Below are 13,462 nucleotides of genomic sequence, written 5' to 3'. Positions count from 1 at the left end.
TGAATGCTATGCATCACCCAGACGGCGCAGAACCTGATCGGTTCGACAAACCCATTTTCGAAGCTCTCCTCACCCCCTATCGTTCGCTGGGACGTACGGGCTTCACCATATTGATGAGCGCTCTGATCGGCTGCTGGATGTTCGTCGGTATTCTTTTCTGGTCCATCGGCGCATGGCCGATCTTCGGATTTTTCGGTCTCGATGTACTGCTGATCTATCTGGCTTTTCGCTGGAATTACCGGTCTGCTCGCGCGCGTGAGGAAATCTCCGTGTCCCGCTCTGCCCTGCATATTCGCAAATATGCAGCGTCCGGAAAGATGACTGCGCACCGTTTCAATCCATTCTGGACGCGATTCAAGGTTGCCCGAAAGCCGGATATCGGAATTACCGGTATGAGCATCGAAAGCCGTGAAGCGAGTGTCGTGATCGGAAACTTCCTCTCCCCGGATGATCGCGAAAGCTTTGCGACAGCTTTCGGCGCAGCGCTTTCAGAAGCACGCCGATAGCAACACCCTGGGGTCAGGACCTATTAATTTGGTGAAAATGGTGTGAGGCCATCCATTCGGATACGAGGAGAAAAGGCGAAGGAAATGTGGTTCATTTTCGAGCTTTTTCGACAAAGTAGCCGGGTGGATGGACCACATCCTCTGGACACCGAAATGACTGGCGATCTGCTGCGTCGAACCGCTTGACCGGGGAAACCACCCCGTTCTTCGCGTCTCTCCTAGCAGCCCTTGTCATTTCAGGTGCCATTTCCATCAAATTAATCGGTCCTGACCCTAATATTGCCGGGTATCCTGAACTTCTCCTTCGTTTTAAGTTGAAACGAAGGAATCCGGATTGGCCCTTGAAGTCAGGCTTTTCACAAGCCATATCAGTTAGCGAGGAGATACGCCGTAAGGGTTCTCTTCATAACGGTCGCTTCTCATCAAGGACTGATGCAATGACAAGAATGACACCGTTTTCGAGCCCTTTGCTGCTCGGATTCGACACGATGGAAAAAACGCTGGAACGGATCGCAAAATCCGGCGACGGTTATCCGCCCTACAATATTGAACGCCTGCGCGGCGAGACGGGTTCCGAACGTCTGCGCATCACTTTGGCGGTGGCCGGTTTTGCCAGCGAAGACCTCGAAGTCATGACGGAAGACAATCAGCTCGTCATCCGCGGACGCCAGACCGACGATACCGAACGGGAATTTCTGCATCGTGGCATCGCTGCCCGACAGTTCCAGCGCGTTTTCGTCCTGGCAGACGGTATGCGGGTTCTCGGTTGCGACCTGAAAAACGGCCTTTTGGCCATCGATCTCGACCGCCCCGAACCCGAACGGCTGGTTAAACGAATCAGCATAGCGGTGAAAGACTGAGCTTGTTCAGTTTTTGTTCAGCACAATATCGCTATATTGAAAATGTGAAGCTCTGATGCGGCATGGTCGCAAATGACATGCCGACGAAATGGAGGCTAAGACCATGAACAGACATATATTCACCGAAAATGAATTCGCCCATCTCGGCGAAGGTGAAGTTGCCTATGTGCGCAAGATCCGTTCAGATGACCTTGCCCGCAGCTTCCCTGCCCTCCCACCGATAGAGCCGGGTCTTGAACTCTGGGCGCTTTTTGGCGCCAGCGGCGAGCCAATCGTGCTCTCCGATGTCCGCGCCACCGCGCTACAAGGCGCGCAAGACCATGAACTGCGCACGGTAATGCTGCACTAAGGATAGACGCGATACCGGCCATCGCCGGTATCGCGCTTCCGTATGAAATCAAGTACGGAAGATCGTGGCGTATACAAATGCCGCAAGTCGTCTTGAGGCAGAAGAAATATGCTTCTGCTCGGACTGTTTTTTCCTTCCCTGCCAATTCGTTTCTGCGAGCAAACAAACAAAACCGCCGTTCAAGCCGAACGGCGGTTTTGTCTACGAGAAACTATTTGAACTCAGGCGGCGTTGGAAGCAGGCTGAGCTGTCAGGAATGAATAGAGCGCCTGCGCGTCATGTGTGCCGCGCAATTTAGCAACCGTATCGGCATCGCGCAGCATACGGGCGATACGCGAGAGTGCCTTCAGGTGATCCGCGCCGGCGTTCTCCGGCGCGAGAAGCAGAAAAACAAGATCGACGGGTTGATCGTCCAGCGCCTCGAAATCGACCGGGGTTTCCAGACGAGCGAAGATTCCGGCTATTTTGTTGATGTTCGCCAGCTTGCCGTGCGGAATGGCAACGCCATTGCCCACCCCGGTAGAACCGAGGCGCTCACGCTGGAGAATTGTTTCGAAAACTTCACGCTCAGGGAGACCGGTCAGTTCCGCAGCCTTTTCAGACAGAATCTGCAAAAGCTGTTTTTTGGAGCTGGCTTTCAGCGCCGGGATAATCGCCCCAGGCTGAATCAGATCACTAAGATCCATTCTCTCCGTTCCTTCTTCAATCAGGCCTTTGCGGCCCGGTTTTGGGAAGCGCACGCGGCCGCCTAATCGCGATCTGCTGCGTGCGCTTCAGGTTTGCCGTCAGGCGCGTGGCGCGGCCTGGCGGGTGACCATCGATGGATCGACCCAGCCGATATTGCCGTCCGCGCGACGGTAGACGATGTTAACTTCATCATTGCCGGCATTGCGGAATACCAGAACCGGGTTCTCGATCAGATCCAGTTCCACGACCGCCGACGCCACCGACATGGTGCGCAGGGCGACGGACGATTCCGCAACAATTGTCGGCGCGTAATCCGCCGGAAGATCCTCCTCTTCCTCCGACAGCGGTGCCATAACACGATATGCAACGTCATCATAGATCGCATCTGGCTGCGTAGCCGGGCGCGATTTCAGACGACGCTTATAGCGGCGAAGGCGGGTTTCGATCTTGTCCGCGGCCGCTTCAAAAGCCAGCTGCGGATCCTGCGCGTCGCCAGTGCTTTGCAGAGTTGCACCACTATCGAGGTGCAAGGTGCAATCCGCACTGTAACGCGAACCGGACTTGGTGACCGTAACCTGTCCGGAAAAGCCATGATCGAAATATTTGCCGACTGCTTCATTCACCCGATCAATGATCCGGGTTGTGAAAGCTTCACCGACGTCCATATGCTTTCCAGATACACGCAGAGTCATTTGGCACACCTCATTTGCGTTACACCACAGGACTCAGTCTAATCACAAGGCGAGCGAAGCGCAAAGTGAACCAGCATCAAAGATGCTTTTCGTCCTGTGCGTTTTCCAACTAAATTCATGGTGCATGCACGCTTGCCAGGCGCACTTTCCGATGAGGCGTTGAAACACCTTCCGAAAAGCCGTCGAAGTCGTGACTGCTCCAATCAATAGCCCCTTTACGGGATGGTTGCCGCACATTGCTCTTTTAAGTAACGCCCCAGTAGCTGGTCCGTTGCCCGGATTTTTCCGGCCCGGTTTTCCTGGCCTGGTTTTCCTGGCCCGATTTTCCCGGAACGCCACATTGCCCTTCCTTCAAACATATGGACAACCGCAATTTCTTCCAGAAATTACAGCGATATTATCGGACGTTGTCTGCAAAACGCATTCGGCGGAAACGTCCAACCCATGTCTTCATCCCCAAACCGGTTCTACTTTGAGGAGACATGCTTCAATTCTGCTTTGGCGTATTTTCGATCGTAGAAACACAAGTGCTTCTGCTGATATCTCGCCAATTCACGCTGACGATTTATCAGGAAGCCCTGGAAATGAGGGCGTCCAGATACGTGCCGCAACGCGAGCCGGGCTTCTATTGGGTGAAATGGCGCTTGTCAATTGGTCCTCCTGCCAGTTGGTCCTCTTGCAATGCTGATCTTTCCACAAATCGAGATCGAATTTTTCTGAAAGAGCAGCGCTACAGATCCAAAATTTTAGAGCATTCTCCCCTATTCGAATACGGGAATAAGGCCCTAGAGGTACAATCGGTAATTTAAAACGGTCCCTTCCCAGCGCAATCTGTGGAACCATTTTGGCTAGAGCGAAATGCGCTCACATTCGTTCGCGCTTCCGCTCTATCTGTCTGTATTACCGCATTTATGCAACGTCAGGTGATGCCACCTGACTGCAAAATGCTCTACGCAATCAGGAAGCTGACAATCTTGCCTTCTTTTCACGCCTGCGCTGAACCGATGAAGCAATATTCATCGATTCCCGATATTTTGCGACCGTTCTTCGCGCGATATCCACACCGTCCTTCTTCAGAGCATCCACGATGGCGTCATCGGACAGCACGTCGTCGGGCTTTTCGGCGTCGATCATCTGCCGAATACGATGGCGCACGCTCTCCGACGAATGAGCGTCGCCGCCTTCGGATGAGGCAATGGAGGCCGTAAAGAAATAGCGCAGTTCAAACACGCCACGCGGCGTGGCCATGAATTTGTTCGCCGTCACGCGGCTGATGGTCGATTCATGCATACCGACCGCGTCGGCAACCGTGCGCAGGTTGAGCGGCTTCAAGTGGGTCACGCCGTGGCGCAGAAAGCCGTCCTGCTGCCGGACGATTTCCTGCGTTACCTTGAGAATGGTGCGCGCGCGCTGATCGAGACTGCGTACGAGCCAGTTCGCGGTCTGCATGCAATCCGAGAGAAATGCTTTTTCTTCGGCTTTGACCGAGGTGCTCACCTCTGCATAATATTCATTGTTGACGATAAGACGTGGCATTGCGGCTGCGTTGAGTTCAATAGTCCAGCCACCGTCACGCGACGGTGTAACCAGTGCGTCCGGCACGATGGCATCGGCCACGGAGATTTCGAACAAAGCACCCGGCTTCGGATCGAGCATGCGGATTTCGGTCAGCATATCGAGAATATCGGCCTGATCGACACCGCACAGCTTCTTGAGCGTCGCAAAATCCCGCCGTGCAAGAAGATCGAGATTGTCGATCAACACCTCCATGGCCGGATCGAACCGATCCTTGAGACGCAACTGTATCGCCAGACACTCCCGCAGATCACGGGCAAAAAGGCCTGCCGGATCAAAGCCTTGCATCACTCCAAGAACGCGCTCGATCTCGACGGTTTCCACGCCAAGATTCTGGGCCAGACCGACAATATCGACACGCAGATAGCCGCTCTCGTCCAGTGCATCGGCGAGCGCCGTCGCAATGAACCGGTCTGCCGCTTTGGAAAAAGTCAGCGTGATCTGTTCCGCCACGTGCTCGCTCAATGAAATCCGGCTGGCCGTAACCTGATCGATGTCGTAACTGCCACCTGAAACATATCCGTCACCGACGGACGATTTCCATTGCGCGGCAAGATCGGGACCGATCTCGTCGAAGCGACCCGGATCATCCGGAAAGATATTTTCAAGTGAGCTGTCGAAGGTGGATGAGAGATTTTCGGCATTATCCGAAGCGCCTGTTTTGAACCAGTCGCCATCCGACAAGTCATCCGACGCCGCATCCTCTCCGCCGGTTTCAGCACCGTCTCGTGCTGATTCAGCGCCCGAAAAATCATCATTCGCTGCCTCAATTCGATCCAGCAGCGGATTTTTTTCGATTTCAATGTCGAGAAATTGCTCCAGCTCCATATGCGTCATCTGCAGCAGCTTGATCGACTGCATCAGCTGGGGGGTCATCACCAGCGATTGCGATTGACGGAAATCGAGCTTGGGCGACAGAGCCATGCGACGCGTTATTCTCCCCCGTTAAACCCTGTCAATAACCGCGGAACACTGGTCAACGCGCGAGATATCCTTGACAGCAATCTGGCCTTCAGACGGCACTCATCGACATGGGACCTGAGTCCATACAGAGGAATAAGCCGTGCGCTCGCAGCCGTTTCAGGCTGAAAGCGCATTTGAATGAAAACTGGTATGAACCTTGCTTGTCAATTCAGAATGTGCGGTTTGGGGACAAAAGGGGAAATAGTCGCGGTTCAGCGGCACTTTCTGTAACTTTGTACAGAACATAACAGGCTCAAACCGATGGCTGGTCAGAATGAAGGCATTTCCATAGGAGCCTGAGATGATATGAAAATGCCGAATATTAAAGTGTGAATTGGTCGCCGAGATAAAGCCGGCGTACGTCGGGATTGGCGACGATTTCGGCAGGACGACCATGTGTCAGCACCTGACCGGCGTGAATGATGTAGGCGCGGTCGATAAGGCCGAGCGTCTCACGCACATTATGGTCGGTAATCAGAACACCGATGCCGCGGCTTGTCAGATGGCGAACGAGTTGCTGGATATCCGAAACGGCAATCGGATCGACACCAGCAAAAGGCTCATCGAGCAGCATGAAGTTTGGGCGTGATGCCAGCGCACGCGCAATTTCGAGACGACGGCGCTCGCCGCCGGACAGCGAAATGGCAGGCGCCTTGCGCAGATGAGCGATGTGAAATTCTTCCAACAACGCATCCAGCTCGGAAGCGCGTTTGGAGCGATCTTTCTCCACAACTTCCAGCACAGCCTTGATGTTGTTTTCCACCGAAAGGCCACGGAAAATGGACGCTTCCTGCGGCAGATAGCCTATGCCAAGACGGGAACGGCGATACATCGGCATAGACGTGACGTCGAAACCGTCGATCTCGATGGAACCGGCATCAGCCGGAACGAGGCCTGTCACCATATAGAAGCAAGTGGTCTTGCCTGCGCCGTTCGGCCCCAGAATACCGACAGCTTCGCCAGCACGCACACCGAACGACACGCCATTGACGACCTGCCGGCCGCGATAGCTCTTGCAGAGACCGCGTGCCACCAGCGTCCCTTTGAGACGCGTCGACTTACCCGGCTGGCCGGGCATAGCGCCCGCGACATCGGATGGTGCGTTCACATTTTGCGATGCGTCTTGCGGCCCGTCGGCCTTCTTGTTCCAGAACAATCCCACGCCTGCTCCGGTCAGTTCTGCTTGGGCGCAGCACCGCCCTGCTGTTGATCTTTCGGGGCCATGATAATCGATACGCGACCCTTGGTCTGGCCCTTGCAGCTTTCGACATTGGCGCGGCCCGTATCGAGATGCGCCGTCAGCTTGCAACCGGTCACGACATTGTCGCCATCGGTCAGAACCACTTTCTGCCCCTGAAGAACCATAACCTGGTTTTTCGCATCATAACGCCCGGTATCACCAGTTGCGACCTGCGTCCCGGACTTGAGATAGACTTTCCCCGAAATGTCGATGTGATCGATGCTCGATGAATCGAGGCCGCCCACGCCAGCACTTGTCGGTTCCGGGGCCGGTGCTTCGCCGTCTTTCTTGGCCTTGTTGTAATAGACTGTCATCTGGCCTGCCTTCAACAGGGCGTCGCCCTGCGAAACGGCAACATTACCGGTGAATATGGCAATGCCTTCCTTGTCGCGCATTTCCAGCTTGTCAGCGTCGATCTTGACGGGCGCCTTGCTGTTGGAAAGCTTCAGCCCGTTCACGGCTGCGCCTTCCTGCGCCAGTGAAACTGTCGGAGCCGCGACAATGCCGAGCGCCAGAACTGCAAATCCCATCCGCAAAGTGCGGGCCATCGTACCCTTGTTCATCTTGCCCGTCTCGCGTTCCATATAATTTCAGCTCCCCGAAGCATTCGACCATCCCTGGGTCGACATGCGGTCAGACGCAACATTAAGCACTTTGCGGCCAAATGGGAACATTCAGCATCGCAAAATGCGATCAAAAAAGCGGCTTAGAGCCTGTACCATTCCGATTGCATCAGAATCACGCTCTAACAATCTGTTTTCGAGCACATTTCGATCCGAGGACCGGTTTCAGAATGTACTCAACCGCGCCGCACAGATATGAATCGGTCCGAACGCTTCCCCTATCCTCAAATCAGGCGCCCTTTTCAGGGAGCCTTGTTGGGCGAAACAACGCTGCCGTCAACAGTCATTCGAACCTTGTTCTCGAAAATCAGAACCTTGCCGTTGTCCTTGACCTGCATGCTGTCGGCCAGAATATGCGTGCTGCCGCTGCGGATATCCACGGGCTTGTCAGTGGTGATCTGCCCGCTCTTGAGATTTACGTCCGCAGAGCGCAGCACCGCACGTAAACCGTCGTCTGTCGTAACAGTAAAGTCCTTATCAAGTTGCAAACGCCCATTGGCATTGTCGTAAACACCGGACGTTGCCTCGACCTTGGCCGTGCCCTTGTCACCAACCGGCAGCTCAGCGGAAATGCCTTCAAGCGAAATCGCACCGCTGTTCTTTGCATCCTGCGTCGCCTTGGAAGCGGTCATCGAATAGGGGCGGTTATCCTTGGTATATCCATTCAGGTGCGGGCTCGTCATGACAAGCTTTCCGCTTTCGCCGCCATTGTTCACTTCGACCTTAACGGGCGCGTTCGGCGTCGCAAGAAACGTATACCAAGAGAATACCGCTCCCACGATGATTGCGGCGACAGGGAGGGCTGTCTTCAGAACGCGAACGCGGATCGAATGGCGCTGTGCAGCATGAAAAAGCGTCTCGGCCTTCTCCGACGCACCAAAACGCATGCCACCCGTGCCGCGACCTTGAGCGGTCGCGTTCTGCGGCGCATGGCTATCTGTGGTGTCGGCGGTCATGTGGCGTTCAATTCCTCAACGGCTTTCGTAAAACTCGATAATCAGCGCGTGTGTGTCGCGCTTTTTCATTTCAATAAGGTTTATTTGGGGTGAAATAATCGGTCGCTCAATAGCATTATACCGCGCAAAATACCGCACCCGCCTCGCAAACAGCAAGCAGGAACGGCCTATGCCTTTGATAATTCAGCCCAATTGACACCCCACCGAATTAAGCAGGATGCTATTCAACTCTTTGATACCACAAAACTCGGTCAAATTACAGCTGTGCGTAATGCAACCGCCAAAGCTGATCTGACAACCAACATAAGAATCTCGGGCAGCTTCATTACAATATGTATTTCAGGCACTATCTCTAACCAGACCTATTTTTCGAAGATACTTGCCGCGTGCCCTCATTCGGGGCACAAGGTGAACTGCCGAGCGCAAGCCGCGCGATTTGAACGAACGGATGGACGGGAATGGCTCAAGACGCCGAAGCAATTATCGAACGCCGGAAATTGCGCAGAAAGCTGACGATCTGGCGCGGGGCCTTCCTGCTTCTGATCGCCGCCCTGATTGCCGTCTTCGCTTCATGGTCCATGCGCGGCACCAACTTCAACCAGCCGCACATTGCCAAGGTTCGTATCGAAGGCACCATCTTCGAGAATGAGGAATTGCTGAAGCGTCTCGACAAGATCGCCAAGGATGACGCCGTCAAAGGCGTGATTCTGGTTCTCGATTCGCCCGGTGGAACGACGGTGGGCGGCGAAGCGATTTTCGAAGCCGTGCGCAAGATTGCCGAGAAAAAGCCGGTCGTCACGCAGGTAGGAACCCTTGCAGCTTCCGCCGGTTACATGATTGCCAGCGCTTCGGACCACATCGTGGCACGACAGACATCCATCGTCGGCTCGATTGGTGTCCTGTTCCAGTATCCAGATGTTTCAAAGCTTCTCGATACGATCGGTGTGAAGGTCGAAACCATCAAATCCTCGCCACTCAAGGCGGAACCCAATTATTTCAGCCCGGCCAGCGAAGAAGCCAAGGGCATGATCCGCAATATGATCATGGATTCCTATGCGTGGTTCGTGGACATTGTCGAAAAACGCCGTTCGTTCACACATGAACAGGCGCTGGCCCTCGCCAATGGCGCGGTTTTTACAGGGCGACAGGCACTCGATAAAAAATTGATCGACGGATTGGGCGGTGAAGAGGAAGCGGTCGCCTGGCTTGCGAGCAAGGGGCTTTCCAAAGATTTGCCGCGTCTGGAATGGAAGCCGGTCAGCAGTGAAACGGGTTTCTCGCTGCGCGATCTTATCATTCATGCCGGTGCACGCCTTCTTGGCGTGCCGCAGGAAGCAGACGGCATGTTGAAGCAGATCGCCAAGGAACGCATCTTTCTTGACGGACTTCTTTCGGTTTGGCACGTTGACGGTACGCCTGAAGCGAATTGACGCCAGCCAGGTAAACTTACACAATATCCGGTAGATACCGGATGAAACAAACAGAAGAACAGGGGTTTAAAGCCGTGATCAAATCGGAACTCGTTCAGATTATCGCCAGCCGTAATCCGCATCTCTTTCAGCGCGATGTCGAAAACATCGTGGGCGCGGTATTCGACGAGATCACAAACGCTCTTGCCGAAGGCAATCGTGTTGAGCTGCGCGGCTTTGGCGCCTTTTCGGTGAAGAACCGCCCTGCCCGCAGCGGTCGCAATCCGCGCACCGGCGAAACGGTGGATGTGGAAGAAAAGTGGGTTCCCTTCTTCAAGACCGGCAAGGAACTGCGCGACCGTCTCAACGGCGCAGTCTGATAGAAATCATGGCGGCAAAACGCATCATCGCCATCATCGTTCTCGTGCCGCTTGCAGTGGCTCTGATTGCGTTGTCGGTTGCCAATCGCGCATCGGTGCAGTTTACGATCGATCCGTTCAATCCGGGCAATCCCGCTCTGTCCTATAATGCGCCTCTGTTTCTGTGGCTGTTCGGCGCGCTTCTTCTCGGCGTTGTCATCGGCTCACTGGTGACGTGGCTCACACAAGGCAAGCACCGCCGCAAGGAGCGCATGTACAAGCAGGAAGCTGCGCGCCTGCTTGAACGGAGCACCGCCGCCGAAAAGCGCAATATGCCGGTCGTGAACTCCTGAAACACCTGCTATTCTCAAACCCGGAGGCAAAACTTCCGGGTTTTCATGGTCGAAGCGCGATTGAACGTCGTTTTCCCCTTTCACACCGGCCCTGTTTATCCTACCTAGACCCCAATCATGATGATTGGAGTTTCGGGTGAAAGCGCCAAAGGGAAAAGGCAAAAAGCCGTCGGGCGGCAAACAGGACCGTGGTTTCGAGCGCGCAAGACATGATGCGCCGCGTTCAGAAAGCAAATTTGAAGGCCGATCTGATGGCAAGTCTGACAATAAAGGCTCGTCTTTCAAAAAGCCGCGTCCCCAATTCGCCAAGGCCGCACCCAAGCCCGTAGACGACAAGCCCGCTACTCCGCTTCGCGAAATCAAGCCTTATGCCGGTGCACGCCCGGGAGAACGACTGCCGCTCATTCTCGAAACGGAACCCTCGCCCGATTATGCGCTTCTCGACAGCGGCAACGGGTTGAAACTCGAGCAATATGGTCCCTATCGGATCGTCCGCCCGGAAGGTCAGGCAATCTGGTTGCCGAGCCTGCCGCAGAAGGAATGGGACCAGGCCGATGCCGTCTTCACCGGCAACACCGACGAGGAAGGCATGGGACGCTGGGCCTTTCCGAAAGTGCCGCTCGGCGAAACATGGCCAATGCAGCACGATGGCATTTCCTTTCATGGCCGTTTCACCTCGTTCCGCCATGTCGGCGTGTTCCCAGAGCAGGCCGCGCATTGGTCTTATATGGATGGGCTTATCCGAGATGGGATAAAGTCCGGACGCAGCGTTAAGGTGCTCAATCTTTTCGGCTATACGGGCGTCGCCTCGCTGGTAGCGGCACGTGCAGGTGCGGAAGTGACCCATGTAGATGCCTCCAAGAAGGCCATTCTCTGGGCGCGTGAAAATCAGGAAATGGCCGGGCTTTCGGACAAGCCAATCCGATGGATCTGTGAAGACGCGATGAAATTCGTTCAGCGTGAGGAACGGCGCGGCAGTTTCTATGACATCATCCTGCTTGATCCGCCTGCCTATGGGCGCGGACCGAGCGGCGAGGTTTGGCAGTTGTTCGAGCATCTGCCCGCAATGGTCGATACATGCCGGTCCATCCTGACGCCAAAACCGCTCGCCGTCATCCTGACTGCCTATTCGATCCGCGCATCCTTCTTCGCCATTCACGAACTGATGCGCGACCGTTTCACCGGCCTTGGTGGTACAGTCGAATCGGGCGAACTTATTCTGCGCGAACGTTCCGCCGATCAGTCGGGAGGACGCGCGCTTTCCACATCCATGTTCAGCCGCTGGGTAGCAAAATGAGCCGTGACGACGATTTTTCCAAAGGCGGCTCTCGTGCCGAATATTCCAAGGTAGGTCAGGTGAAGGAAGTCACCAGCCTCACCAACCCTATCGTGAAAGATCTCCGCTCGCTGGCGCTGAAAAAATTCCGCGACCAGCAGGGCGTGTTTCTGGCCGAAGGGCTGAAGCTCGTCATCGACGCGCTCGAACAGGACTGGCGCATCAAGACGCTGGTCTTCGCCAAGTCCGGCAAGGGCAACAAGATGGTCGAGCAGGTTGCCGCCCGCACCTTCGCCAAGGGCGGGCTGGTGCTGGAAGTGACTGAAAAGATCATGGCTGCCATTACCCGCCGCGACAACCCGCAAATGGTGGTCGGTGTTTTCGAACAGCAATATCGCCCGCTCGCAAACCTCAAGCCGAAGAACAACGATGTTTATATCGCGCTCGACCGCGTGCGCGATCCCGGCAATCTGGGCACTGTCATCCGTACCGCCGATGCGGTCGGCGCCAAGGGCATCATTTTGATCGGCGACACCACCGACCCCTATTCGCTGGAAACCGTGCGCGCCACGATGGGCTCGGTCTTTTCCATGCCGCTCTATAAAGTGACGGAAGCCGACTTCCTCAACTGGCGCAAGGGCATTTCAGGCCTTGTCGTCGGCACCCATCTGAAAGGTGCGGTCGACTATCGCACCATTCCCTATGCCAACAAGCCGGTCGTGCTGATGATGGGCAACGAACAGCAGGGCCTGCCGGACAGTCTGGCCGATACTTGCGACAAGCTTGCTCGCATTCCGCAGGCAGGCCGTGCAGATTCCCTCAATCTTGCAATTGCCACCGGCGTCATGCTCTACGAAATTCGTCGCGATGCACTCACGCTCGATGAAAGGGTTTCCGGATGAAGCGACACGCAGTCTGGTCCTCACTGTTCGTCGTTGTTCTCACCATACTGATCGATCAGGGTGTCAAACATCTGGTGGAAACACGGATGGGCTACGGCCAGCAGATCGACCTGCTACCGTTCCTTGCCTTGTTTCGTACGCACAATGAGGGCATCGCCTTTTCCATGCTGGCATGGCTGCATGATTGGGGACTGGTCGCAATCACCGCAGCAGTTATTTTGTTCGTACTTTACCTGTGGTGGACCAACGCGCCGGACCGCATCTTCGCACGCTACGGTTTTGCACTTGTCGTCGGCGGCGCCATCGGCAATCTTATCGACCGCGTGATGCACGGTTACGTCGTAGATTATATTCTGTTTCACCTGCCAACCTGGTCATTCGCAGTTTTCAACCTCGCCGACACCTTCATTACAATCGGTGCAGGTCTCATAATTCTGGAGGAATTCCTCGGCTGGCGGCGCGAACGGGCTGCCCGCTAACCCGCCGGGTTGAACAGTCCCTGCCTTTCGCATAATTTGATCTCTTAAAATTAAAAGCTTTTTGAAGAGGATAAGGTCCAGTCATCCGAATTGACACATTGGTGACATGCTTCTGTCATCGTCGCGTAGCACTGAATCTGTACTGCTTCGGTCGAACTGGACACCCTGTCCATGCAAGCGGCTGAACAAGGATTGGAATTGGCTAGCTCTCGCCGAAATATCCGTGGGAAAGC

15 protein-coding genes are annotated in these 13,462 nt (G+C 55.0%); 9 read left to right on the top strand and 6 right to left on the bottom strand.

Features of this window, described 5'->3' with window-relative positions; genetic code table 11:
• Positions 1 to 8 precede the first annotated feature (8 nt).
• The 3 genes from OHI65_RS10440 to OHI65_RS10430 all read left to right on the top strand — a co-directional run bounded on the left by OHI65_RS10440 (position 9) and on the right by OHI65_RS10430 (position 1,715).
• Complete coding sequence (locus OHI65_RS10440; protein ID WP_125300588.1) at positions 9 to 506, top strand: DUF2244 domain-containing protein; 498 nt, start codon at positions 9 to 11, stop codon at positions 504 to 506.
• 437 nt (positions 507 to 943) lie between these two features.
• Positions 944 to 1,366: an Hsp20 family protein gene (locus tag OHI65_RS10435; protein ID WP_010658007.1), complete on the top strand. Its 423-nt coding sequence runs from the start codon at positions 944 to 946 to the stop codon at positions 1,364 to 1,366.
• 103 nt (positions 1,367 to 1,469) lie between these two features.
• On the top strand, positions 1,470 to 1,715 hold the full coding sequence (locus tag OHI65_RS10430; RefSeq protein WP_010658006.1) for a DUF1150 family protein: 246 nt from the start codon (positions 1,470 to 1,472) through the stop codon (positions 1,713 to 1,715).
• A gap of 221 nt (positions 1,716 to 1,936) precedes the next feature.
• Here OHI65_RS10430 and ptsN read toward each other — a convergent pair whose 3' ends face one another.
• The 6 genes from ptsN to lptC all read right to left on the bottom strand — a co-directional run bounded on the left by ptsN (position 1,937) and on the right by lptC (position 8,451).
• Entirely contained in the window at positions 1,937 to 2,401 is a 465-nt protein-coding gene (ptsN, locus tag OHI65_RS10425) for a PTS IIA-like nitrogen regulatory protein PtsN (RefSeq protein ID WP_006465889.1), read from the bottom strand.
• A gap of 99 nt (positions 2,402 to 2,500) precedes the next feature.
• Positions 2,501 to 3,094: a ribosome hibernation-promoting factor, HPF/YfiA family gene (gene hpf, locus OHI65_RS10420; protein WP_010658005.1), complete on the bottom strand. Its 594-nt coding sequence runs from the start codon at positions 3,092 to 3,094 to the stop codon at positions 2,501 to 2,503.
• Between the two features lie 957 nt (positions 3,095 to 4,051).
• Positions 4,052 to 5,593 carry an RNA polymerase factor sigma-54 gene (rpoN, locus tag OHI65_RS10415; RefSeq protein WP_125300549.1) on the bottom strand — a complete coding sequence of 514 codons (1,542 nt, stop codon included), beginning with the start codon at positions 5,591 to 5,593 and terminating at the stop codon, positions 4,052 to 4,054.
• 361 nt (positions 5,594 to 5,954) lie between these two features.
• A complete protein-coding gene (gene lptB, locus OHI65_RS10410; RefSeq protein ID WP_010658003.1) occupies positions 5,955 to 6,794 on the bottom strand; it encodes an LPS export ABC transporter ATP-binding protein in 840 nt (279 codons plus the stop codon).
• 11 nt (positions 6,795 to 6,805) lie between these two features.
• On the bottom strand, positions 6,806 to 7,456 hold the full coding sequence (locus OHI65_RS10405; RefSeq protein WP_011982370.1) for an LptA/OstA family protein: 651 nt from the start codon (positions 7,454 to 7,456) through the stop codon (positions 6,806 to 6,808).
• A 281-nt stretch (positions 7,457 to 7,737) separates the two neighbouring features.
• Positions 7,738 to 8,451, bottom strand: a complete 714-nt coding sequence (gene lptC / locus OHI65_RS10400) for an LPS export ABC transporter periplasmic protein LptC (protein ID WP_011982369.1) — start codon at positions 8,449 to 8,451, stop codon at positions 7,738 to 7,740.
• 458 nt (positions 8,452 to 8,909) lie between these two features.
• Between lptC and sppA the strand changes: the two genes are divergently transcribed.
• From sppA to lspA, 6 genes are all read left to right on the top strand, one after another.
• The gene (gene sppA / locus OHI65_RS10395; protein WP_010658000.1) at positions 8,910 to 9,881 is read left to right on the top strand and encodes a signal peptide peptidase SppA; all 972 of its coding nucleotides are present in this window, start codon (positions 8,910 to 8,912) and stop codon (positions 9,879 to 9,881) included.
• A gap of 74 nt (positions 9,882 to 9,955) precedes the next feature.
• Positions 9,956 to 10,240: an integration host factor subunit beta gene (locus tag OHI65_RS10390; RefSeq protein ID WP_004687882.1), complete on the top strand. Its 285-nt coding sequence runs from the start codon at positions 9,956 to 9,958 to the stop codon at positions 10,238 to 10,240.
• An 8-nt stretch (positions 10,241 to 10,248) separates the two neighbouring features.
• Entirely contained in the window at positions 10,249 to 10,572 is a 324-nt protein-coding gene (locus tag OHI65_RS10385; RefSeq protein ID WP_010657999.1) for a lipopolysaccharide assembly protein LapA domain-containing protein, read from the top strand.
• 136 nt (positions 10,573 to 10,708) lie between these two features.
• Positions 10,709 to 11,869, top strand: coding sequence for a class I SAM-dependent rRNA methyltransferase (locus OHI65_RS10380; protein ID WP_125300548.1), 1,161 nt, complete (start codon positions 10,709 to 10,711; stop codon positions 11,867 to 11,869).
• Positions 11,866 to 12,750, top strand: a complete 885-nt coding sequence (locus tag OHI65_RS10375) for a TrmH family RNA methyltransferase (protein ID WP_094514682.1) — start codon at positions 11,866 to 11,868, stop codon at positions 12,748 to 12,750. Before OHI65_RS10380 ends, OHI65_RS10375 begins: the two co-directional genes overlap by 4 nt.
• Complete coding sequence (lspA, locus tag OHI65_RS10370; protein ID WP_010657996.1) at positions 12,747 to 13,229, top strand: signal peptidase II; 483 nt, start codon at positions 12,747 to 12,749, stop codon at positions 13,227 to 13,229. Before OHI65_RS10375 ends, lspA begins: the two co-directional genes overlap by 4 nt.
• Positions 13,230 to 13,462: the final 233 nt, after the last annotated feature.

This window comes from Brucella sp. MAB-22, assembly GCF_025908475.1.
In the GTDB taxonomy this organism is placed as follows: domain Bacteria; phylum Pseudomonadota; class Alphaproteobacteria; order Rhizobiales; family Rhizobiaceae; genus Brucella; species Brucella anthropi.
This window is presented reverse-complemented; position numbering and strand designations above follow the sequence as displayed.

Bases quoted from the DNA above. Each gene is read 5' to 3' on its own strand.
- OHI65_RS10405 (WP_011982370.1), bottom strand. From the start codon at position 7,456: ATGGAACGCGAGACGGGCAAGATGAACAAGGGTACGATGGCCCGCACT.
- OHI65_RS10430 (WP_010658006.1), top strand. From the start codon at position 1,470: ATGAACAGACATATATTCACCGAAAATGAATTCGCCCATCTCGGCGAA.
- rpoN (WP_125300549.1), bottom strand. From the start codon at position 5,593: ATGGCTCTGTCGCCCAAGCTCGATTTCCGTCAATCGCAATCGCTGGTG.
- lspA (WP_010657996.1), top strand. From the start codon at position 12,747: ATGAAGCGACACGCAGTCTGGTCCTCACTGTTCGTCGTTGTTCTCACC.
- OHI65_RS10375 (WP_094514682.1), top strand. From the start codon at position 11,866: ATGAGCCGTGACGACGATTTTTCCAAAGGCGGCTCTCGTGCCGAATAT.
- hpf (WP_010658005.1), bottom strand. From the start codon at position 3,094: ATGACTCTGCGTGTATCTGGAAAGCATATGGACGTCGGTGAAGCTTTC.
- ptsN (WP_006465889.1), bottom strand. From the start codon at position 2,401: ATGGATCTTAGTGATCTGATTCAGCCTGGGGCGATTATCCCGGCGCTG.
- OHI65_RS10440 (WP_125300588.1), top strand. From the start codon at position 9: ATGCATCACCCAGACGGCGCAGAACCTGATCGGTTCGACAAACCCATT.
- lptC (WP_011982369.1), bottom strand. From the start codon at position 8,451: ATGACCGCCGACACCACAGATAGCCATGCGCCGCAGAACGCGACCGCT.
- OHI65_RS10385 (WP_010657999.1), top strand. From the start codon at position 10,249: ATGGCGGCAAAACGCATCATCGCCATCATCGTTCTCGTGCCGCTTGCA.
- sppA (WP_010658000.1), top strand. From the start codon at position 8,910: ATGGCTCAAGACGCCGAAGCAATTATCGAACGCCGGAAATTGCGCAGA.
- OHI65_RS10435 (WP_010658007.1), top strand. From the start codon at position 944: ATGACAAGAATGACACCGTTTTCGAGCCCTTTGCTGCTCGGATTCGAC.